This is a genomic window from Pararhizobium arenae (assembly GCF_001931685.1).
Taxonomy (GTDB): Bacteria; Pseudomonadota; Alphaproteobacteria; order Rhizobiales; family Rhizobiaceae; genus Pararhizobium; species Pararhizobium arenae.
Genome location: NZ_MOOY01000007.1, coordinates 180,831 through 199,919 on the forward strand (window position 1 = coordinate 180,831; position 19,089 = coordinate 199,919).

Consider the following 19,089-nt stretch of genomic DNA (forward strand, 5'->3'; position numbering starts at 1 on the left):
GAGTAGCGAGTAGCGAATAGATTTGTCTTAAGAACTCTGTTCGCTATTCGCCATTCGCCCCTGTTCATTTTCCGGCGCCGGCGATCTGGTCGCCTTCGCGGGTGAGGTAATAGGCCGCCAGGATCGGCAGGAAGGTGACGAGCACGACCACCATGGCGACGACATTGGTAACGGGGCGCTGGCGCGGGCGGATCAGCTCTTCCAGCATCCAGATCGGCAGGGTCGATTGCTGGCCGCCGGTGAAGGTGGTGACGATGACCTCATCGAAGGACAGCGCGAAGGCGAGCATGCCGCCGGCCAGAAGGGCGGTGCCGATATTGGGCAGGATGACGTGGCGGAAGGTCTGGAAACCATCGGCGCCGAGATCCATCGAGGCCTCGATCAGCGAACCGGAGACGCGGCGGAAGCGGGCGACGGCATTGTTGTAGACGACCACGACGCAGAAGGTGGCGTGGCCGAGAACGATGGTCCAGACCGAAAACGGAATATCCGCCATCGAGAAGGCCGAGCGCAGCGCAATGCCGGTGATGATGCCGGGAAGCGCGATCGGCAGGATGACGAGCAGCGAGATGACCTCGCGGCCGAAAAAGCGCGTCTGGCTGACGGCGGCGGCGCAGAGCGTGCCGAGCACGAGGGCGATGGCCGTCGCGATGCTGGCAACCTTGATGGAGAGAAGCAGCGCCTCCCAGACATCCGGCCGGTTCCAGGTGACGGCAAACCATTGCAGCGTCAGGCCGGGCGGCGGGAACTGGTAGCTCTTTTCCTCGGTCGTGAAGGCATAGAGGAAGATGAGCAGGATCGGCACATGCAGGAAGAGCAGGCCTGCACCGGCTGCGATTTTCAAGCTCAGCGGAGTGGAGGAGCGATCAGAGCGCATCGAAAGCTCCCATGCGTTTTGCCATCCAGAGATAGAGGCCCATGATGACGATCGGGACGACGGAGAAGGCGGCGGCGAGCGGAATGTTGCCGGCCGTGCCCTGCTGGGCATAGACCGCCTGGCCGATGAACAGCCGCGACGAGCCGATGACCTGCGGGATGATGTAGTCACCCAGCGTCAGCGAGAAGGTGAAGATCGAGCCGGCGACGATGCCGGGCAGGGCGAGCGGGAAGAGCACATACTTGAAGGTCTGGGCCGGATTGCCACCGAGATCGGCTGATGCCTCGATGAGATTGCCGGGAACCCGCTCCAGCGATGCCTGGATCGGCAGGATCATGAAGGGCATCCAGACATAGATGAAGACGATGAAGGTGCCGGTGTAGCTGATCGACAGCGAGTTGCCGCCGACGACCGGAAGCGCAAGCCATGCATCGAGCAGCCAGAGCAGGTGCAGCTTGGTCAGCGCCCAGGTGACGATGCCTTCCTTGGCGAGGATCAGCTTCCAGGCATAGATCTTGACCAGATAGCTCGACCAGAGCGGCAGCATGACGCCGAGATAGAAGATCGCCTTCCATTTGCCCTTGGCATAACGCGCCGCGTAATAGGCAATAGGGAAGGCGATGATGGCGGAGGCGAGCGTCACCAACGCGGCCATGACGACGGTGCGCAGGATGATGTCGAAATTGGCCGGGATCAGCAGCTGTTTGTAGGTGGCGAGCGTGAACTCGTAATTGATGAGCCCGGAGAAATCATCAATCGAGAAGAAGCTCTGCAAGAGCAGCGCCAGCAGCGACCCCAAATAGATGATGCCGAGCCAGAGGACCGGCGGGCCGAGCAGGATCAAGAGCAGCACATGCGGATGCCGCCAGAGGAAATCCGACAGGCGGCGGGCAAGACCCGAGCGCTCCGGCAGGATGGACTGATGGGTGACGGCGCTCATGCTTGCTCCATCACGTGCATGTCGTTGCGGGAAAAGGCGAGGGTGATGTTGGCGCCCTGTTCAGGCACGGGCATTGCGGCCGGAGCCGAGATGATGATGCGCTGGCCATCGCAATCGACGGTGATGCGATTGACCGCGCCGAGGAAGCTGCAGGCGACGACCGTGCCGGACAGCGTCAGCAATTCTGCCCACGAGGTTCCGATCTGGATCGCTTCAGGGCGCAGGCTCGCGGCCCCAGCGGAAATGCCGAGTTTGGCGAGCGTGGCGGAAGAGAGGACGTTGGACGAGCCCACGAAATCGGCGACGAAGCGGGTCTGTGGACGCTTGTAGATATCCTCGGGCGTGCCGAGCTGCTGGATCTTGCCGTTGTTGAAGACGGCGATGCGATCTGCCATCGACAGGGCCTCGCCTTGGTCGTGGGTGACGAAGACGAAGGTGATGCCGAGCGATTTTTGCAGGCTCTTCAGCTCTTCCTGCATCTGCTCGCGCAGCTTCAGGTCCAGCGCGCCGAGCGGCTCATCGAGCAGCAGGACTTTTGGGCGATTGACGAGCGCCCGGGCGAGCGCCACGCGCTGGCGCTGGCCACCGGAAAGCTGCCCCGGCTTGCGCACGCCGTAACCCGGCAGTTTCACCATGGCGAGCGCATCTTCCGCCGCCTTGCGCCGTTCTTCACGGCCGACGCCCTTGACCATCAGGCCGTAGGCGACGTTGTCGAGGATCGAGAGATGCGGGAAGAGGGCGTAATCCTGAAACACGGTGTTGACGTTTCGGCGATAGGGCGGCACGCCCTCGGCCGTTTCGCCGAAGATTTCGATGTGACCGTCTGTTGGCTGCTCGAAGCCGGCCATGAGGCGGAGGCACGTGGTCTTGCCGGAGCCGGAGGGGCCGAGCATGGCAAAGAATTCGCCCTCGGCGATCGAAAGATCGACACCATCGACGGCACGCACATTACCGAAGTGGCGGGATACTTTCTGGAAGAGAACGGCGGCGGTCATGGAGGCTCCGGAATTCGCGTTTGTGCCCCTCATCCGCCCTGTCGGGCACCTTCTCCCCGTGAACGGGGAGAAGGGACAAGCGGCAATCTCCGTCGTTCCCTCTCCCCGCGTGCGGGGAGAGGGTTAGGGTGAGGGGCATTCTTGAAGGTTTAAATGGAGGCCGGACTTACCGGCCGCCGATCACTCCGATATAGTCGGAAACCCAACGGTGGTAGGGTACGCACTCGCCCTGGCTTTCGCACTTGGAGACCGGGGTCTTCCAGAAGCTGATCTTGTCGAAGTTGTCGAAGCCGTTGGTGTGGCAACCCTCGTCCGTCAGCAGTTCATTGCCCTTGCAGGCGCCGGGAACGGAAGGAACGGCACCGAACCAGGCGGCGGCATCACCCTGTACCTTGGCGGAAAGCGAATGCTCCATCCACTTGTAGGCGCAATTCGGGTGGGCGCTTTCGGCATGGAGCATGGTTGTGTCCGACCAGCCGGTGACGCCTTCTTCCGGGAAGGTCGAGGCGATCGGCAGCTTTTCGGCCTGCATCAGGTTGACCTGGAAGGGCCAGGAGCCGGAGGCGACGACGCCTTCGTTCTTGAAGTCGTCGATCTGGATCATCGCGTCATGCCAGTAACGGCCGACCAGCGTGCGCTGGACGCGCAAGAGATCGAGTGCTGCCTTGTACTGGTCTTCGTTCAGCTCATAGGGGTCCTTGATGCCGAGTTCCGGCTTGTGGGCCTTGAGGTAGAGGGCGGCATCGGCGACATGGATCGGGCCGTCATAGGCCTGGATGCGGCCCTTGTTCGACTTGCCGTCCGGCAGCGTGGTTTCTTCGAAGACGACGTTCCAGCTCTTCGGGGCTTCCCCCTTGAAGGCTTCGGTGTTGTACATCAGCACGTTCGGGCCCCAGAGATAAGGCGTGCCGTAATGTACGCCATCGACGGTATTCCATGGTGCGCTCTGCAGGCGCTCGTCGACGGTCTTGAAACTTGGAATGAGATCGGTGTTGATCGGCTGGACGCGCTTGCCGGCAATGAGGCGCAGCGATGCGTCGCCCGATGCGGTGACGAGGTCGAAGCCGCCTTCGTTCATCAGGGCGACCATTTCATCGGAGGTGGCGGCGGTCTTCACCGTGACCTTGCAGCCGGTTTCCTTTTCGAAGGAGGTAACCCAGTCGTAGTTCTTGTCGGTTTCGCCGCGCTCGATGTAACCGGCCCAGGCGACGATCGAAACTTCGCCTTCCCCGGCGCCGATTTCCTTCAGCGGTTCCTGGGCAAAGGCAGGGGCAGTCATGGCAAGGGTGAGGGCAAGCGCAGTGCAAGAATGAAGGACACGCTTCATTTTCAGTCTCCCGGTTTGTCCGCTTCTTGGCGGTATTGTTCCCGGGAGAAAAGGTGCCTCGATTTTGGCGCATTCGCAAATTCATTAATCAGAAAGGTGATATCGGAATTTCCGATATCGATCGTTTTTCTGCCAGAGTGAGCTGTGGCGGCGATCAACTAACGATTGCGGCCGCTTCTTAAAGCTTCTGCCACGCCGATGAAATCCTTTGCCGATTGTGGCAGGCCCGAGCCCTTGCGCCAGACCATGCCGACCTGCACCACGGGCAGCGCGCCGGAGACGTCCCGGCTTTCGATCCGGTCGCCTTCCAGCGACCACGGGCGATAGACAAGATCGGGAAGGAGCGCGATGCCGGCCCCGGTTGCGACAAGGCTGCGCACCGCTTCCACCGAGCGGGTGCGGAAGGCGACATGTGGACGGGCACCGAGTGCGCTCAGTAGCTTGCCGGTGTTCTCCTCGATTTCATCCACCGTCAGCATGATCAGCGGCTCCTTGGCGATATCGGCAACGGAGATGATATCGGCCGACACCAACGGGTGGCCGAGCGGTAGCCAAAGGCGATAGGGTGACGTCTCGATGATCTCGGCCTGCAGCGCCATGCGATCGCGCAGGTTGGAAATGACCATGACGGCCACATCCAGCTCACCGCCGATCAGCAGATGCTCAAGATAGGAGCCGTTGTCCTCGATGGCACTGACATCGACGCCGGGGCAGGCGCGGCGATAACGCGCGAGCAGGTCGGAGAGCACATAACCTGCAACCAGCGATGTCACGCCAAGATTGAGCTTGCCGCCGCTTCGGGATGTCTGTTCCAGCGAAAAGGAACGTCGTGCATCCGAGACATCGGCAAGGATTTTCGTCGCGTGGCGCAGGAACTGATGGCCATTGTGGGTGATGTGCAGCCCGCGCGGATGGCGCTCGAAAAGCTCGACCCCTAGATCCGTTTCAAGCTCCTTCACGGCCTCGGTGATGGAAGACTGCGATATCGAAAGATTCTGCGCCGCCCGCGTCACCGAGCCCTGCTCGGCGACGGCGATGAAATACTGCAATTGCCGGAGAGTGAATGCCATGGCCTAGCTAAGCGAGGCGGGTGGGGGATGGCAAGGCTGGTGCTTGCTATTCGGAGCTGTAGGATTTATATTTCTGGAGTGGTGACCGGAGCGCTAACTCCGATCACCGTTTCGCTTATCTGTCGAATTGGACCCGGACCGCTATTGACCAGCTCGTCCGGGTCTTTCGTACAGTAAGCGTGATGCTAAATGGCAAAGGCCACATAGATCACCTCCATTTTCATCGGCAAGGCCGTTGCCTCGGTCCGAGAGGCCTATCTTCCCGGATGACGCCAGCTGGCTCGGCGCGCTCTGCTTTGGCCGATGAACAGCATTGTTAGCAGATATGCGAAAGCTCGCAATGGTTGTGTTTGCGTGTGCGGTTTTCTGTTTTGCGCTGTGGCTCTCGATGTCTAATTCGTATCGGACCATTCTTCGGGAAAGTCGCGGCCGCCGTAGAATATGCGCAGAATGCGTACCGTCGTGGCATCCACCATGAATGCGATCGATATCCTGCGCTCGAAGCCGAGAAGACGCACACCCGGAAACAGATCGTCGCGGCGGGTACCTCTATGTGGAAAATCCGTCAAGGCAATGCATGCCGCCTCGATACGGGCGAGATAACGGTCTGCGCGCTCATCGCCGCTTTGATGGGCGATATATGCGTAAAGTCCTGCCAAGTCGTCTTCTGCCGCAGGACGAAACACGATCGTATGCGGCATCGTTCACGAGGCCCTATCGTACGGTCTTGCGTAGCTTGGTGAACACTTCGGAGGCTGGAATATCTGGCCGGGGATCGTCGATTGCCTGCTTTATCTTGGCGCGCATGATGGCATCAAAGGCGATTTCTTCCCGCTCAAGTGCTCGCAACCCGGCACGCACCACTTCGCTTGCCGATTCATAGGTTCCGTTTTCCAAGCGTTTTTCCAGCATGGTGTGCTGTTTGCCCAGGGTAACGGTGATCGGTTTGCTCTTGCGCATGACGTTCCTTTCCTCCCTAACAATCTAGCACCGTTGTATGACAATGTCATTCTTCCGGAGTGTCGTTTTTGGGCGAGACGAAGGCTCAGCTTGGCATAGATTGGCAAAACAAGGAGCTTGCCAATGACCTCGAAGCCACACCCCACCGAACCCGGCATTCTTGCCTTTCACGCCCGTTGCGAAGCGTTTTACCCGGCCGATGCTGTCGATGCGCCCATCGCGCGGCAGCGGGAGTGGTATGATGCGCTCTGCAAGGAGTTCGATGCTGCGCCACCGGTTGGAATGAACAAACGCGATAGTCTCGTCGAGGGGCGGATCGACATCCGCACCTACCGCCCCGCGAATGTAAGGACGCAGACGCGGCTGTTCTACATCCATGGCGGCGGCTTTGTGGTTGGTTCGCTGGAAAGCCATGATGCGATCTGTGCGGAGATTTCCGATGCGGTCGGGGCAGAGCTGGTGTCGGTCGACTATCGGCTTGCGCCGGAGCATGTCTGGCCAGCGGCGTTCGAGGATTGCTGGGCTGTTTTCAAGCATTTGTTGGTCGATGGTCGGACTCTGGTCCTGATCGGCGATAGCGCCGGCGGCAATTTGGCGGCGGGTATTGCCGTGAAGGCTCGGGATGAGGCGCTTTCCGGCATCGTTGGACAAGCGCTGGTCTATCCGGGTCTTGGCGGCGACCTTGTTTCCGGCTCGTACGTTGAAATGGCGCATGCGCCAGGACTTTCCACCGCAGATGTGTCCTATTATAGGGAAGTGCTACGGGCCCCCGAGGACAATCGCTATGCCTTTCCCCTGGCCGTCTCCGATTTCACCGGACTGCCGCCGGCCTATATCACCGCCGCGTACTTTGATCCGCTTCGGGACGACGCCCGCCTTTATGCCGCGCGGCTGATCGAAGCCGGCGTCAATGTCACGTTCCGTGAAGAGCCGCAGATGATCCATGCCTGGCTGCGGGCCCGCTTCATGAGCGAGGGTGCGAGGGCCGGTTTTACGGCCCTCTGCCATGGCATCAGCAGGCTCGTCGAAGCCTGAGTTGGTCAGCCTTTCGCATTCGCGACCAGAACGGGCCGTTCCGAAAAGCGATTCGGAAACAAGGCCTTGAGGTTCTCAATCTTCGGCAGATCGTTATAGACGATATAGGGATGGGTCGGATTGGTCGTCATGAAGTCCTGATGATAGGCCTCTGCCGGATAAAATTCGGTCGAGCCCGACACCTGCGTCACGATCGGTTCTGGGAAAGAGCCTGCTTTGCCGAGCTGGGCGATGTAGGCGTCCGCCACCTTCTTCTGCTCGTCCGATAGCGTGAAGATCGCCGAGCGATACTGCGTGCCGTGGTCCGGCCCCTGATAATTCAGCTGTGTCGGGTTGTGAGCAACCGAGAAAAAGATCTGCAGCAACTGACCGTAGGTCACCGTTTTCGGGTCAAAGGTCACTTCGACGGATTCCGCATGGCCGGTCGTGCCGGAGGTTACGGCTTCATATATGGCCGTCTCCTTGGAGCCCCCGGCGTAGCCGGATACTGCGTTCTTGACGCCTTTGACATGCTGAAACACACCCTGCACGCCCCAGAAGCAGCCGCCGGCGAAGATGGCCTTCGCAGTGCTGGCGGTCGAAACCTCATCCACGACCGGCGCGGGGATGACAACCGCTTCTTCCGCCGCGAGCGCAACTGAGCCGAGGCCCTGAAGCGCAATGCCGGCTAGAATGGCGATGGTGGCAAGCCGGAGGCTGGTCTGAATTCTGGATGTTCGGGCGGTCATAGGTTGTCTCCTGAGGTCTCGGCGGAGCGTGCGGCGTTCCTCTCCGCTGCGCTTGATGGAGCGGAGCATCCTCTCACGCCCATCAACCGTCAAATCGCAATTGCGTGTGCTGCTCGTGACGGAGGATTCCATGTTGCAGCGAGCCGGCTTCACCTGCATGTATCAGGACCAAGAGCCGAATCCGGGAGAGAGACATGGCCGCAATAGTTGATCTTCACGTGCTGCTGAGCGAGATGCGACCGGCTTTGCGCGAAGCCGATTATGTCTATTGCTGCGTCTCGCCGGAAGACATTGCCAAGCATCTTTCATCGACCTTGTGCATCTTTCGCGAAGAGCAGGGCGTGACGCTGATCGTCGAGCGTTCCTATGCGCAAAAGGAAGCCCTGGCGTTCGGACCGGTGATGCGCTGCATAACCCTCTCGGTCCATTCGGCGCTTGAAGCGGTCGGGTTGACGGCTGCCGTCTCCGCGGCACTGACGCGACATGGCATCAGCGCCAATGTCGTGGCTGCCTATCATCACGATCACATCTTCGTGCCGGCAGGCGATGCGGAACGGGCGCTGCTGGCCTTGAAGGAAGCAGCGCCAGTCTCAAGCTCTACATGAAGTCGCGCGGGATGCGCTTGTCGAAGGTCTTGTCGAAGATTTCCTTTTCGCCTTCGAAGGCCGTGATCGAGCCGGAGATCAGCCATTCTTCCTTCGTGCAGGCGATGGTCGAGACCGTGATCGTCCTCAAGGATATATCATCGCGCTGCATGTCGCAGGTCCAGGTCGAGGTGCCGGTCATCGACAGCGGATCACCGTTCGCAATCGACCAGAGCTCATCACGGATCTGGCGGGTCGCAAGCCCCGTATCCGGATGGCGGCTGAGGCCGGTATCCTCGTAGATCGTATAATCGGTCACGCCGTTGGTGAGATCGCGCAGCACGCTGCGGGCGGTCTCGCCGGGCTCGAGATCGATATATTTCGGCAGCGGGTCCGGATTTTCCGGCTCTGGCACGGTGATCCGCTGATGCTCGCCGAGCAGCGGCAAGGCGAGCCCGATCGAGGCGCGGTCGATGGTCAAGCCCGGATCGGTCGGTGCGGGCAGGACCATCGGCCAATAGGATGTCGACAGCGACAGGCGGATGCGATGTCCTTCGCGGAAATTGTAGCCGAGCGCATCGAGCACGAGCCGAATCTGCGTCTTCTTGCCCTTTTCCATCGCCTTCGGTTCGGCATTGCCGTCGCGGTGGGCGAGGTTGAGCACGCCGAAGGTGACGCGCGTTGCCGTGCCATCCGGATGGATGTCGACGATGCGAGCGATCAGGTTGGCCCAATCGTCGTCACAGGCGACATCGAGCGTCAGTACCGGCTGGCCGAGCGCGGTCACCGCTTTTGTGAGTGGCGCGGTTTCGAAGACGAGCGAGCCGGCGTCGTCGACGCGCTGGTCGCCGGCCATCTCGGCATCGGGCTTCAGCGTGAACCATTCGCCCGATGCAGTACCGGTATCGAGCGGTGAGCGGATGTAGATATCCTGCCCGGTCGCGCCGGCAATCGGCATGCCCTCATCGAGACCGCCGAACTGATCGACGTAGTAGGTCTGCATCTCCGGCTGTTGCCACTCGTCCTTGGCGATCCAGAAGCCGGGGTCGAATTCACGACGGATTGAGGGCTTAGGGCCGTCCTGGATATAGGCGCGCATCTGCGGCAGCTTGTCGGCGCCGGTGTCTTCGTCACGCAGCCACTTGTTCCACCAGGCGATTGCCTCGCCGTGGAAATCGGCCCTTGGCTTCGGCCAGGCAAAATGCGGATATTTGTGCACCCACGGGCCGATCATCGCCTTGGCTTTGTCGCCCAGACCCTCGATCGCCTTGATCGGCGTGTTGCGATAGCCATCGGCCCAGCCGGCAATTACCAATGCGGGGACCGGGAAGTCGGCAAAATCTTCGCAGATCGAGCCATGCTTCCAGAATTCGTCACGCCGCTGGTGCTCCAGCCATTCCTCCATGAAGTACGGCTCGTTTTCCAGCCGCTCCATCCACATCTGTTTCCACTTGTCGCCAACCAGAGCCGGGTCCGGCGCGCGCGACTGGTAGGCGAGCATGGTTGCCGCCCAGGAAAGCTGGGCGGAGAGATGGGTGCCGTTCTTGTAGTGAATGTCGTCATTGTAGCGATCGACGGTTGAGGCGATGGAGATCACCGCCTTCAGCGCTGGCGGCTTGAGGGCCGCGACCTGCAGGCAATTGAAGCCGCCCCAGGAGATGCCCATCATGCCGACCTTGCCGTTCGACCACGGCTGAGCGGCGATCCATTCGATCAGCTCGTAGCCGTCGGTCAGTTCGCGCGGCGTATATTCGCCGTCGATGACGCCGTCGCTTTCGCCGGAACCCCGGATATCGACGCGAACGCCGGCAATGCCGGCTTCGGCAAAGACGGGGTAGGTCGATTCATCGCGAAGACACGTTCCATCGCGCTTGCGATAGGGCAGGTATTCGAAGACGGCGGGGACGGGCGCCTGATCAGCGCCCTCCGGCATCCAGATGCGCGCGGCAAGCCGCGTGCCGTCCTTCAGCATGATCCATTCGTTTTCGATGACCGTGAAATTACGCTTTGTCATGGAATGCACCCTTACGCATCGAGCCAGATACGGCTGCCAATATAGCCGTTCGACATGTCGTTGCCGATATCATCGACGAAGCCCTTCACGGAGGCAGAAGCCGCCATGATGTAGTCGTTGAACACCGGCAGGATCACGCCGCCTTCGTCGCGCACGATGACAGCCATCGTGTGGTAAAGCTCCTTGCGCTTGGCATCGTCCAGTTCCGAGCGGGCCTGCAGCAGCAGCTTGTCGAAATCCTCGCGCTTGAAGTGGGTGTCGTTCCACTCCGCAGTCGAGAGATAGGACGTCGAATAGCGCGAATCCTGTGTCGGGCGGCCGCCCCAATAGGAGGCGCAGAAGGGCTGGACGTTCCAGACATTGGTCCAGTAGCCGTCTTCCGGTTCGCGGCGCACCTCGATCTCGATGCCGGCAGCCTTGGCGCTTTCCTGATAAAGCACGGCCGCATCGACGGCACCGGAGAAGGCTGCGTCGGAGGTGCGCAGCAGGATCGGCCGGTCATGGCCGGATTTCTTGAAGTGGAAGGCCGCCTTGTCGGGGTCGTAAGCGCGCTGCTCGATGCCTTCAGGGGCCAGCGCATAGTTGCTGTTGACCGGATAGTCATTGCCAAGCGTGCCGTAGCCGCCGAGCACCCGGTCGAGGATCGCCTGACGATCGATCGAATATTTGAGCGCCAGACGCAGGTCGTTGTTGTCGAACGGCGCGGTGTCGCAGTGCATCAGGAAGCTGTAAAAACCCTTGCCGGAGCTGCGCAGGATTTCCACCCGCGGCGCCCGCTTCAAAAGCGGTACGGTCTTCGGGTCGATATTGTTGATGAAATGCACCTGGCCTGAGGAAAGGGCGGCGATACGGGCGGTCGCGTCGTTCATGACGATGATCTCGACCGAATCGACGAAGCCGCGATCAGAGCGCCAGTCTTCGGCATTCTTCTCGAAGGTGGCGCGCACGCCGGCTTCATAGCTTGTCAGCTTGTAGGGGCCGGTGCCGACGGCGGCGTTCGGGTTTTCGGTGCCGCCCTTCGGCTGGATGATCAGGTGATAGTCGGTCAGCATCAACGGCAGGTCGGCATTGCCTTCTGTCAGCGTCAGCACGAGATCGCCGGCTTTTTCCTCGATGGTCTTGATCGAGCGCATCAGGCCGAGTGCGCCGGATTTCGAGCCTTCATCCGAATGGCGCTTCAGGGTCGCGATGATATCGGCAACCGTCATCTTGCTGCCGTCGTGGAAGGAGATGTCGTTGCGGATCTTGAAGGTCCAGACCGAGGCGTCGGCCGAAGGCTCCCAGGAGGTAGCAATCGAGGGCAGGGCGGCACCGGTCTTCGGATCGGTCTCGACCAGCGTATCGCCCCAGAGATGGCCGATGACGAAGAGTACCGAGGCGCTATAGGTGGCAGGATCGAGCACATCCGTTGCCGCACCGCCCTTCAGGCCCATCTTGAAATGGCCGCCGCGCTTCGGCTCCTGGGCGCGTGCTTCGCCGGCCGCCATCGTGCCGCCAAGGGTGGCGGTGAGGCCGAGGGCGGCAGTGCCGGCGAGGAAGCCGCGGCGGTTCATGCTGCTCGGAATGATAAGCCCGTCAGGGCGCTTGGTGAACTCGGTCATGCGGTGGTTCCCTTGTGATGTTGTTGCGGAAAACCTATCCCGACCACGCGCATGCACAATTTCGCGACTTGACGCTGCTTGACGCTATTTTACGCTATGCCAATAACTTCAGGGGGCCTGCAATGCGGGATGACGACGGCTTTCATCAGAACCTTCGATTTGCGTGCGCAACGCGGCGTTCGATATCGCAGATATGCCGCGAGATCGGCATCAACCGACAACAGTTCAATCGCTATATCAGCGGGGAAGCACGCCCCTCGGCCCACAATATCGGCCGTATCGCCGCCTTCTTCGGCGTATCCTCGCAGGATTTCGAGCTTTCGCCGAAGGTGTTCGAAACGCGCATGACGCGGCCGGATCGTGACCGGCTACAGGCGGGTTCGCTGCTGGATGGTTTTCCCGGGGATATCGCGTCGCTTCGCCGCCATATCGGTTATTACCAGACCTATCACATCTCGCCCTCCTGGCCGGGCCTCGTCGTGTCGTCCTGCTCGCGTATTTTCGAGGACAATGGTTCAATCCGGGTAAAGTCGATCGAGCGCATTCGCGACACGGCCAACGAGATCGTGCAGTTTTCCAAATATGTCGGGCTCGCCACCTTCTGGCGCAATCGCATCTTCATTGCCGAGCGCAGCGTCGGGCGGCAGCCGATGTTGTCGCAGACGATCCTCCTGCCGTTCGAGGTGCACCAGCGTGTCTATTTGCGCGGCACGACCATGGGCGTCTCCTGGCGCAAGGAAAACCTGCCCTATGCCTCGCGCATGATCTGGCGGCATATTGGCCAGGAGCCGGACCTTCGGCAAATGCTGTCGCGCTGCGGCGTGCTGGCCATGAACTCGCGGCAACTGCCGGCGATGGTTCGGCATTTTCTGGAAACGCCCGATGCCGAGGTGCTGACGCTGTCTTCCGATTATTGAGGGAGGCGGTCGGCGTGTTATGGTTCGCGCAATAGGAGGAGGGACGCGATGAGAGCGAGATTGCTGACCTGCCTGCTGCTTGCCGGGGTTCCGACCGAAGGCTTTGCCGAGGAAGCCGCCACCATCCCGCCCTGTGCGCTTTCCGGCGCCGTCAGCGTCATGATCGGTGGAGCCCCGGCGCTCAGGCTTTCGGATGTCGCCAACTGCCCGCCGGAACTTTACGAGGTCGTGCCGAGCATTATGATCGAGGGCCAACCCGTGGTGCATTTTCGCGGTGGTTCGGACGGTAAGACAACGTGTGCGGCAAAGGCTGACGGCAGCGTGATGATGGAAGGCGAGGTGGCGAACAGGCTGGGGGATGTGACGTGTACAGCGAAGTAATTGTCTATATTTCCAGCGTGAGCAAAACTGGAATCAGGGTTTGATGATCAAACCAGAGTTAAAACGCCTTCATAGTCCCGATCATTTCGATCTACATAATCTGACGATAGATGAGAGGACCCCTTTCTCTATTCTCGTGCAAGCCATGTTTTCACCCGAGGGCGAGGATGGAGAGGAGTCGTTTGATGTGGTTGTTTGTAATTCGTTGTGGGTCACCAACGAAGCGAAAAGAGCGGCATTTTCAGGCCGCCACCATTTGATCGTTGATCATTTCGACGTCAAAGAAATCCGTGCGTTCTGGCAGCAGATCGCAGCCCAAAGCACAGGTGCTACCTGGGCCGAGGTCGGCGCAAAGTTCGGGCGGTATGGGAAGTGGGAGTTCGAAGACTACGTGGACGGCTATGAGCGTTAGACAGCCATGGCCTCTCCTTCATCCGAACGAACAAAAGGCGGTTCTGCCTTGTTGCTTTGGCAAAACCGCCTTTTTAGCAGTATTTATGATGGAGGCTAATTCCCCGCACTCTCCATCCGCCGGGTCGCCAGCACCTTTTCCAGCCAGCCGATTTCCATTTCCGGAACCGACTTTAGCAGCAGGTCCGTGTAGTCATCGAACGGGGGTGAAAGCACTTTCGACTTCGCCCCGAAGCGCACCAGCCTGCCCCGGTGCATGACGGCGACCGAGTCCGCGATGGCGCGGACGATGGCGATGTCGTGGGTGATAAAGACATAGGAAACAGCAGTTTCCTCCTGCAGCTTCAGAAGAAGATTCAGGATGCCTTCGGCCACCAGCGGGTCGAGAGCAGAGGTTGGTTCATCGCAGAGGATCAGTTCCGGCTTGGCCGCCAAGGCGCGGGCGATGGCGACGCGCTGTTTCTGACCGCCGGACAATTCGGCCGGATAGCGGTCGAGGAAACGGTCCCCGAGTTCGATCTGGTCTAGCAGTTCCTTTACCCGCTCCGTCTTCTTGGCGCCGTGCACGCCGTAATAGAAGGTGATCGGGCGGCCGATGATGTCGCGCACCGTCTGGCGCGGGTTCATCGCGGTATCGGCCATCTGGTAGATCATCTGCACCTGGCGTAGCTCGTCCTTGCTCCTGCCCTTCAGCGCTGGCGGCAGTTGCTTACCGTCGAAGGTGATGCGACCTTCGCTGGGCGGCAGCAGGCCGGTGATGACGCGGGCAAGCGTCGATTTACCCGAGCCGCTTTCCCCGACGATCGCCAGCGTTTGCCCTTTCGGCAGATGCATGGAAACATCATGCAGCACCTTGAAGCCGTTGCCGTAAGCGGCGCTGACGTTCTCGATGTTCAAGAGCTTGTCGGACTGGTCGGCAGCCTCGTCGCGCTTGGTCTGGCGCACGCTGACGAGGGCGCGGGTATAGTCCTGCGCCGGCGCTTCGATGACCTGCTGGGTCGTGCCGTATTCCACCGTCTTGCCATAGCGCAGCACCATGATGTCGTCGGAGATCTGGGCGACGACGGCAAGATCGTGGGTGATGTAGAGGGCCGCGGTGTGCGTTTCCTCGATCGCGTGCTTGATGGCGGCGAGAACGTCGATCTGGGTGGTGACATCGAGCGCCGTCGTCGGCTCGTCGAAGACGATCAGCTCCGGGTTGGGGCAGAGCGCCATGGCGGTCATGGCGCGCTGCAATTGGCCGCCGGAGACCTGGTGCGGATAACGATCGCCGAAGGTATCCGGGTTCGGCAGGCCGAGCACGCGGAAGAGATACAGCGCCCGCTTTTCGGCTTCGGGCCGGCTCATGATCTTGTGGCGCAGCGACGCCTCGATCACCTGTTCGCCAAGTTTGTGGGCCGGGTTGAAAGCAGCAGCGGCTGATTGCGCGACATAGCAGACCTTGCAGCCGCGCACGGAGCGGATGCCGCCGCGCCCGAGCGTCAGGATATCCTTGCCGTTCAGCAGCACTTCGCCGCCAACGATGGATGCCCCGCCGCGGCCATAGGCGAGGGCGGACAGGCCGATGGTCGACTTGCCGGCGCCGGATTCGCCGATCACGCCGAGCACCTTGCCCTTTTCGACGGAGAAGGAGACGCCATCGACAAGCGTTACCGTTTTTGGCGGTTCGCCCGGCGGGTAGCTGGTCGCTTCGATCTTCAGGTTCTTGACGGTCAACAAATCAGGCATCGCCACGGCCTCCCTTCAGGCTGGAGGTTCGTTTCATCAGCCAGTCGACGACAAGGTTGACGCAAATGGCAAGCGCCGCGATCGCACCGCCCGGAATGAGGGCGGCGTTGATACCGAAGATGATGCCGTCCTTGTTGTCTTTCACCATGCCGCCCCAGTCCGCTGCCGGCGGCTGAATACCCAGGCCGAGGAAGGAGAGGGTGGAGAGGAACAGGATCGAGAAGGCGAAGCGCAGGCCGAATTCGGCCAAGAGCGGCGAGAGCGTGTTCGGCAGGATTTCGCGGAAGATGATCCAGCCAGTACCTTCGCCGCGCAGGCGTGCCGCCTCGACGAATTCCATGACCGCCACATCGAGCGCGACGGCGCGGCCGATGCGAAAGACGCGGGTACTATCCAGCACCGCCATCACCAGGATCAGAATCCAAAGGTGCTGCGGCAGAACGGCCAGCACGACAAGGGCAAAGATCAGGGTGGGGATCGCCATCATCAGGTCGTTGAACCGGGAAAACAGCTGGTCGATAAAACCGCCGGTGACGGCGGCCGTGAACGACAGCAGCATGCCCAGCGAAAACGAGATGACGGTTGCCGCCAGCGCCACGAAAATGGTGGTGCGGGCGCCGTAGATCAGGCGCGACAGCAGATCGCGGCCGAGATTGTCGGTGCCGAGGAGGAAATCGCCGCCGCCGGGCAGCCAGATGTCGCCCACCACCTGGCTTTCGCCATAGGGGGCAATGAGCGGGGCAAATAGGGCGCAGATGAGGGCGATCGCGATACCCGCGAAACCGACCCAGGCGCTGATGGGAATGGATCTCAGGTTCATCGCGGGTGCCTTAGTCTTGGATTGGCAAGAATGGCGAGGATATCGGCCGCCATGTTGAGGAAGATGTAGAAGGCGGCGAAGATCAGGCCGCAGGCCTGAACGACCGGCATGTCACGCACGGTCACCGCATCCACCATATATTGCCCCATGCCTGGATAGACGAAGACAACCTCGACGACGACGACGCCGACGACGAGATAAGCGAGGTTGAGAGCCACCACGTTGATGACCGGCGCCACGGCGTTGGGAGCCGCGTGGCGGGCGATGATGCGGAAAGCGCCGAGGCCCTTGAGTTCGGCGGTCTCGACATAGGCCGAGGACATCACATTGAGAATTGCCGCCCGTGTCATGCGCATCATGTGCGCGAGAACGACGAGGACCAATGTAGCCACAGGCAGGGCAATGGCCGAGAGGCGCTCCAGGAAGCCCATGCTGTCATAGACGGTGGAGGGGAAGGTTGCTACGCCGAACTTGACGGCGAACAGCACGATCAGGATATAGCCGACGAAAAATTCCGGCAGCGAAATCGCCGCCAGCGACACGACGTTGATGATCTTGTCCGGCAATCGGTTTCGGAATTGCACGGCGAGCATGCCGAGCCCGATGGCGAGCGGAATGGAAATGATCGCCGCGAAGAAGGCGAGGAACAGCGAGTTGCCGAGACGCTTGCCGATCTGCTCGCTGACGGAATTGCGGCTGGCCCAGGAGGTGCCGAAGTCGCCCTGCAGCGCGCCACCGAGCCAGGAGAAATAACGCTCCGTCACGGGCCGGTCGAGACCGAGATCCTTGCGGATGTTTTCGACCGCCTGCGGGGTCGCCGACTGACCGAGATAGGTCGTCGCGAAATCGCCGGGCAGGGCTTCCACGCCACCGAAGATCATCAGCGACACGGCAAACAGAAGCCCGACGCTCAGGCCGAGCCGCTGGACGATGAGAGCAGCTAGGGGGCGGCGCAGGCTGAAGCGACGCCAGAAAGTTCCCCCGACAACGCCCGTGTTCATGGTGGCGACAACGCCTGATCCGGCAACGGCTGCGGCCTGCGGCTGGAGAGTTCCAGCCGCAGGCGTTTCAGTCGTCGGTGCCGGACCGTTTTCAGGTCCGAGCGCCGCCATTACGCGTCGAGCCAGACGCGGGTTGCGACGTAGCCATTCGACATGTCGTTGCCGATGTCGTGGACATAGCCCTTCACGTTCTTGCCGCAGGCGTTCACGAAGTCGTTGAACATCGGCAGTATCAGACCGCCTTCGTCACGCACCATCGTTGCCATGGTGCGGTACATGTCCTTGCGCTTGTTCTCGTCGAGTTCCGAGCGGGCCTCGAGCAGGATCTTGTCGAAGTCCGGACGCAGGAAGCGGGTGTCGTTCCAGTCGGCCGTCGAGAGATAGGCGGTGGAGTACATCTGGTCCTGGGTCGGGCGGCCACCCCAGTAGGAGGTGGAGAAGGGCTGTACGTTCCAGACGTTTGACCAGTAGCCGTCGCCGGGTTCGCGCTTCACTTCGATCTCGATACCAGCTTTTTTGGCGCTTTCCTGATAGAGCACGGCCGCATCGACGGCACCCGGGAAGGCAACGTCGGATGTGCGCAGCAGCACCGAGCCGCTGTGGCCGGACTTCTTGTAGTGGAAGGCCGCCTTGTCCGGATCATAAGCGCGCTGCTCGATGCCTTCCGGGAAGAGGGCATAGGTCGAGTTGATCGGGAAGTCGTTGCCGACCTTGCCGTAACCGCCGAGGATCTTGTCGACCATGGTCTCGCGGTCCATCGCGTATTTCAGCGCAAGCCGCAGGTCGTTGTTGTCAAACGGTGCGGTGTTGCAATGCATGATGAAGACGTAGTGGCCACGGCCGGAGGTCGACAGGATTTCGACGTTCGGGGCCTTCTTCAAAAGGTTCACGGTCTTCGGATCGACGCGGTTGATATAGTGCACCTGGCCCGAGGAAAGGGCGGCGATGCGGGCGGTCGCGTCGTTCATGTTGATGATTTCGATCGAGTCGACGAAGCCGCGATCCGTGCGCCAGTCGTCGGCATTCTTTTCAAGCGTTGCGCGCACGCCCGGCTCGAAGCTCGACAGCTTGTACGGACCCGTGCCGATGCCGGCGCCCGGATTGTCGTAGCCGCCGCCCGGCTGGATGACGAGGTGGTAGTCGGTCAAGAGCAGCGGCAGGTCAGCGTTGCCTTCGGTCAGCACGAGAACGAGGTTGTCGCCGTCGGCCTTGATTTCCTTGATCGACTTCATGACGCCGAGCGCGCCCGATTCCGACTTCTCGTCGGTGTGGCGCTGCAGGGTCTTCACGACGTCATCAATGGTCAGATCCTTGCCGTCGTGGAACTTGACGCCCTTGCGGATCTTGAAGGTCCAGGTGGCGGCGTCGGCAGACGGCTCCCAGCTTTCGGCAAGGGCCGGAACCGGCGCGCCCGTCAGGGGCTCGGATTCGACCAGCATGTCGCCCCAGCAGCGGCCGATGCAGAACATGACCTGCGACAGGAACTTTGCCGGATCGTTCGAGTCGGTGGCCGAGCCGCCTTCGAGGCCGAGTTTCAGATGGCCGCCGCGCTTGGGCTCCTGCGCCATGGCGCTTGTCGAAAACAGCGTGCCGGCCGTGGTCGCGGCGATGCCGAAGGCTGCCGCGCGGCCCATGAACTCGCGGCGGTTCATTTTGCCAAGCGTAACCTGGCTTGTGAGAAAATTCTTGTAGTCGCTCAT

At 61.0% G+C, this 19,089-nt stretch carries 19 protein-coding genes; 5 read left to right on the forward strand and 14 right to left on the reverse strand.

Annotation, left to right across the window (positions count from 1 at the left end; genetic code table 11):
* Positions 1–64: 64 nt before the first annotated feature.
* From BLX89_RS16915 to BLX89_RS16945, 7 genes are all read right to left on the reverse strand, one after another.
* Complete coding sequence (locus BLX89_RS16915) at positions 65–877, reverse strand: ABC transporter permease (RefSeq protein ID WP_075292131.1); 813 nt, start codon at positions 875–877, stop codon at positions 65–67.
* Positions 867–1,817 (reverse strand): ABC transporter permease, encoded by a 951-nt coding sequence (locus BLX89_RS16920; protein WP_075292132.1) that lies wholly within the window; start codon positions 1,815–1,817, stop codon positions 867–869. Before BLX89_RS16920 ends, BLX89_RS16915 begins: the two co-directional genes overlap by 11 nt.
* Positions 1,814–2,812, reverse strand: a complete 999-nt coding sequence (locus BLX89_RS16925; RefSeq protein ID WP_075292286.1) for an ABC transporter ATP-binding protein — start codon at positions 2,810–2,812, stop codon at positions 1,814–1,816. The genes BLX89_RS16920 and BLX89_RS16925 overlap by 4 nt, the downstream gene beginning before the upstream one ends.
* A 166-nt stretch (positions 2,813–2,978) precedes the next feature.
* Positions 2,979–4,139, reverse strand: coding sequence for an ABC transporter substrate-binding protein (locus BLX89_RS16930; RefSeq protein WP_075292133.1), 1,161 nt, complete (start codon positions 4,137–4,139; stop codon positions 2,979–2,981).
* Between the two features lie 158 nt (positions 4,140–4,297).
* Complete coding sequence (locus BLX89_RS16935; protein WP_075292134.1) at positions 4,298–5,209, reverse strand: LysR family transcriptional regulator; 912 nt, start codon at positions 5,207–5,209, stop codon at positions 4,298–4,300.
* A 392-nt stretch (positions 5,210–5,601) separates the two neighbouring features.
* Positions 5,602–5,910 (reverse strand): type II toxin-antitoxin system RelE/ParE family toxin, encoded by a 309-nt coding sequence (locus tag BLX89_RS16940; RefSeq protein WP_075292135.1) that lies wholly within the window; start codon positions 5,908–5,910, stop codon positions 5,602–5,604.
* 13 nt (positions 5,911–5,923) lie between these two features.
* A complete protein-coding gene (locus tag BLX89_RS16945; protein ID WP_075292136.1) occupies positions 5,924–6,169 on the reverse strand; it encodes a type II toxin-antitoxin system ParD family antitoxin in 246 nt (81 codons plus the stop codon).
* A 123-nt stretch (positions 6,170–6,292) separates the two neighbouring features.
* Here BLX89_RS16945 and BLX89_RS16950 point away from each other — a divergent pair, with 123 nt between their 5' ends.
* Positions 6,293–7,204, forward strand: coding sequence for an alpha/beta hydrolase (locus tag BLX89_RS16950; protein ID WP_075292137.1), 912 nt, complete (start codon positions 6,293–6,295; stop codon positions 7,202–7,204).
* A gap of 5 nt (positions 7,205–7,209) precedes the next feature.
* On the opposite strand, the gene msrA is transcribed toward BLX89_RS16950, so the two are convergent.
* The gene (msrA, locus tag BLX89_RS16955; RefSeq protein ID WP_075292138.1) at positions 7,210–7,932 is read right to left on the reverse strand and encodes a peptide-methionine (S)-S-oxide reductase MsrA; all 723 of its coding nucleotides are present in this window, start codon (positions 7,930–7,932) and stop codon (positions 7,210–7,212) included.
* A 194-nt stretch (positions 7,933–8,126) separates the two neighbouring features.
* Between msrA and BLX89_RS16960 the strand changes: the two genes are divergently transcribed.
* On the forward strand, positions 8,127–8,537 hold the full coding sequence (locus BLX89_RS16960; RefSeq protein WP_075292139.1) for an ACT domain-containing protein: 411 nt from the start codon (positions 8,127–8,129) through the stop codon (positions 8,535–8,537).
* Here the strand turns inward: BLX89_RS16960 and BLX89_RS16965 are convergent.
* Together BLX89_RS16965 and BLX89_RS16970 are read right to left on the reverse strand one after the other, a co-directional pair.
* Positions 8,530–10,530 (reverse strand): CocE/NonD family hydrolase, encoded by a 2,001-nt coding sequence (locus tag BLX89_RS16965; RefSeq protein WP_075292140.1) that lies wholly within the window; start codon positions 10,528–10,530, stop codon positions 8,530–8,532. The genes BLX89_RS16960 and BLX89_RS16965 overlap by 8 nt on opposite strands.
* Before the next feature lie 11 nt (positions 10,531–10,541).
* Positions 10,542–12,131, reverse strand: a complete 1,590-nt coding sequence (locus BLX89_RS16970) for an ABC transporter substrate-binding protein (RefSeq protein ID WP_075292141.1) — start codon at positions 12,129–12,131, stop codon at positions 10,542–10,544.
* Between the two features lie 122 nt (positions 12,132–12,253).
* On the opposite strand from BLX89_RS16970, the gene BLX89_RS16975 reads away from it, so the two are divergent.
* From BLX89_RS16975 to BLX89_RS16985, 3 genes are read left to right on the forward strand one after another with little or no spacing between them, the layout of a single operon-like run.
* Complete coding sequence (locus BLX89_RS16975) at positions 12,254–13,048, forward strand: helix-turn-helix domain-containing protein (protein ID WP_075292142.1); 795 nt, start codon at positions 12,254–12,256, stop codon at positions 13,046–13,048.
* Between the two features lie 48 nt (positions 13,049–13,096).
* The gene (locus tag BLX89_RS16980) at positions 13,097–13,429 is read left to right on the forward strand and encodes a hypothetical protein (protein WP_143523660.1); all 333 of its coding nucleotides are present in this window, start codon (positions 13,097–13,099) and stop codon (positions 13,427–13,429) included.
* Between the two features lie 43 nt (positions 13,430–13,472).
* Positions 13,473–13,841 carry an Imm8 family immunity protein gene (locus BLX89_RS16985; RefSeq protein ID WP_075292144.1) on the forward strand — a complete coding sequence of 123 codons (369 nt, stop codon included), beginning with the start codon at positions 13,473–13,475 and terminating at the stop codon, positions 13,839–13,841.
* A 95-nt stretch (positions 13,842–13,936) separates the two neighbouring features.
* Here BLX89_RS16985 and BLX89_RS16990 read toward each other — a convergent pair whose 3' ends face one another.
* The 4 genes from BLX89_RS16990 to BLX89_RS17005 form a co-directional block, all read right to left on the reverse strand.
* Complete coding sequence (locus BLX89_RS16990; RefSeq protein WP_075292145.1) at positions 13,937–15,568, reverse strand: ABC transporter ATP-binding protein; 1,632 nt, start codon at positions 15,566–15,568, stop codon at positions 13,937–13,939.
* Complete coding sequence (locus BLX89_RS16995) at positions 15,561–16,388, reverse strand: ABC transporter permease (RefSeq protein WP_075292146.1); 828 nt, start codon at positions 16,386–16,388, stop codon at positions 15,561–15,563. The genes BLX89_RS16990 and BLX89_RS16995 overlap by 8 nt, the downstream gene beginning before the upstream one ends.
* Positions 16,385–17,389, reverse strand: coding sequence for an ABC transporter permease (locus BLX89_RS17000; RefSeq protein WP_245292855.1), 1,005 nt, complete (start codon positions 17,387–17,389; stop codon positions 16,385–16,387). Before BLX89_RS17000 ends, BLX89_RS16995 begins: the two co-directional genes overlap by 4 nt.
* A gap of 110 nt (positions 17,390–17,499) precedes the next feature.
* Positions 17,500–19,089 (reverse strand): ABC transporter substrate-binding protein, encoded by a 1,590-nt coding sequence (locus tag BLX89_RS17005; protein WP_075292287.1) that lies wholly within the window; start codon positions 19,087–19,089, stop codon positions 17,500–17,502.

Excerpts from the sequence above, each read along its gene's own strand:
- BLX89_RS16970 (WP_075292141.1), bottom strand. The coding sequence starts at position 12,131 with ATGACCGAGTTCACCAAGCGCCCTGACGGGCTTATCATTCCGAGCAGC.
- BLX89_RS16935 (WP_075292134.1), bottom strand. The coding sequence starts at position 5,209 with ATGGCATTCACTCTCCGGCAATTGCAGTATTTCATCGCCGTCGCCGAG.
- BLX89_RS16990 (WP_075292145.1), bottom strand. The coding sequence starts at position 15,568 with ATGCCTGATTTGTTGACCGTCAAGAACCTGAAGATCGAAGCGACCAGC.
- BLX89_RS16975 (WP_075292142.1), top strand. The coding sequence starts at position 12,254 with ATGCGGGATGACGACGGCTTTCATCAGAACCTTCGATTTGCGTGCGCA.
- BLX89_RS16965 (WP_075292140.1), bottom strand. The coding sequence starts at position 10,530 with ATGACAAAGCGTAATTTCACGGTCATCGAAAACGAATGGATCATGCTG.
- BLX89_RS16980 (WP_143523660.1), top strand. The coding sequence starts at position 13,097 with ATGAGAGCGAGATTGCTGACCTGCCTGCTGCTTGCCGGGGTTCCGACC.
- BLX89_RS17005 (WP_075292287.1), bottom strand. The coding sequence starts at position 19,089 with ATGAGCGACTACAAGAATTTTCTCACAAGCCAGGTTACGCTTGGCAAA.
- BLX89_RS16945 (WP_075292136.1), bottom strand. The coding sequence starts at position 6,169 with ATGCGCAAGAGCAAACCGATCACCGTTACCCTGGGCAAACAGCACACC.
- BLX89_RS16940 (WP_075292135.1), bottom strand. The coding sequence starts at position 5,910 with ATGCCGCATACGATCGTGTTTCGTCCTGCGGCAGAAGACGACTTGGCA.
- BLX89_RS16960 (WP_075292139.1), top strand. The coding sequence starts at position 8,127 with ATGGCCGCAATAGTTGATCTTCACGTGCTGCTGAGCGAGATGCGACCG.
- BLX89_RS17000 (WP_245292855.1), bottom strand. The coding sequence starts at position 17,389 with ATGAACACGGGCGTTGTCGGGGGAACTTTCTGGCGTCGCTTCAGCCTG.
- BLX89_RS16930 (WP_075292133.1), bottom strand. The coding sequence starts at position 4,139 with ATGAAGCGTGTCCTTCATTCTTGCACTGCGCTTGCCCTCACCCTTGCC.
- BLX89_RS16925 (WP_075292286.1), bottom strand. The coding sequence starts at position 2,812 with ATGACCGCCGCCGTTCTCTTCCAGAAAGTATCCCGCCACTTCGGTAAT.
- BLX89_RS16950 (WP_075292137.1), top strand. The coding sequence starts at position 6,293 with ATGACCTCGAAGCCACACCCCACCGAACCCGGCATTCTTGCCTTTCAC.
- BLX89_RS16920 (WP_075292132.1), bottom strand. The coding sequence starts at position 1,817 with ATGAGCGCCGTCACCCATCAGTCCATCCTGCCGGAGCGCTCGGGTCTT.
- BLX89_RS16915 (WP_075292131.1), bottom strand. The coding sequence starts at position 877 with ATGCGCTCTGATCGCTCCTCCACTCCGCTGAGCTTGAAAATCGCAGCC.
- msrA (WP_075292138.1), bottom strand. The coding sequence starts at position 7,932 with ATGACCGCCCGAACATCCAGAATTCAGACCAGCCTCCGGCTTGCCACC.
- BLX89_RS16985 (WP_075292144.1), top strand. The coding sequence starts at position 13,473 with ATGATCAAACCAGAGTTAAAACGCCTTCATAGTCCCGATCATTTCGAT.
- BLX89_RS16995 (WP_075292146.1), bottom strand. The coding sequence starts at position 16,388 with ATGAACCTGAGATCCATTCCCATCAGCGCCTGGGTCGGTTTCGCGGGT.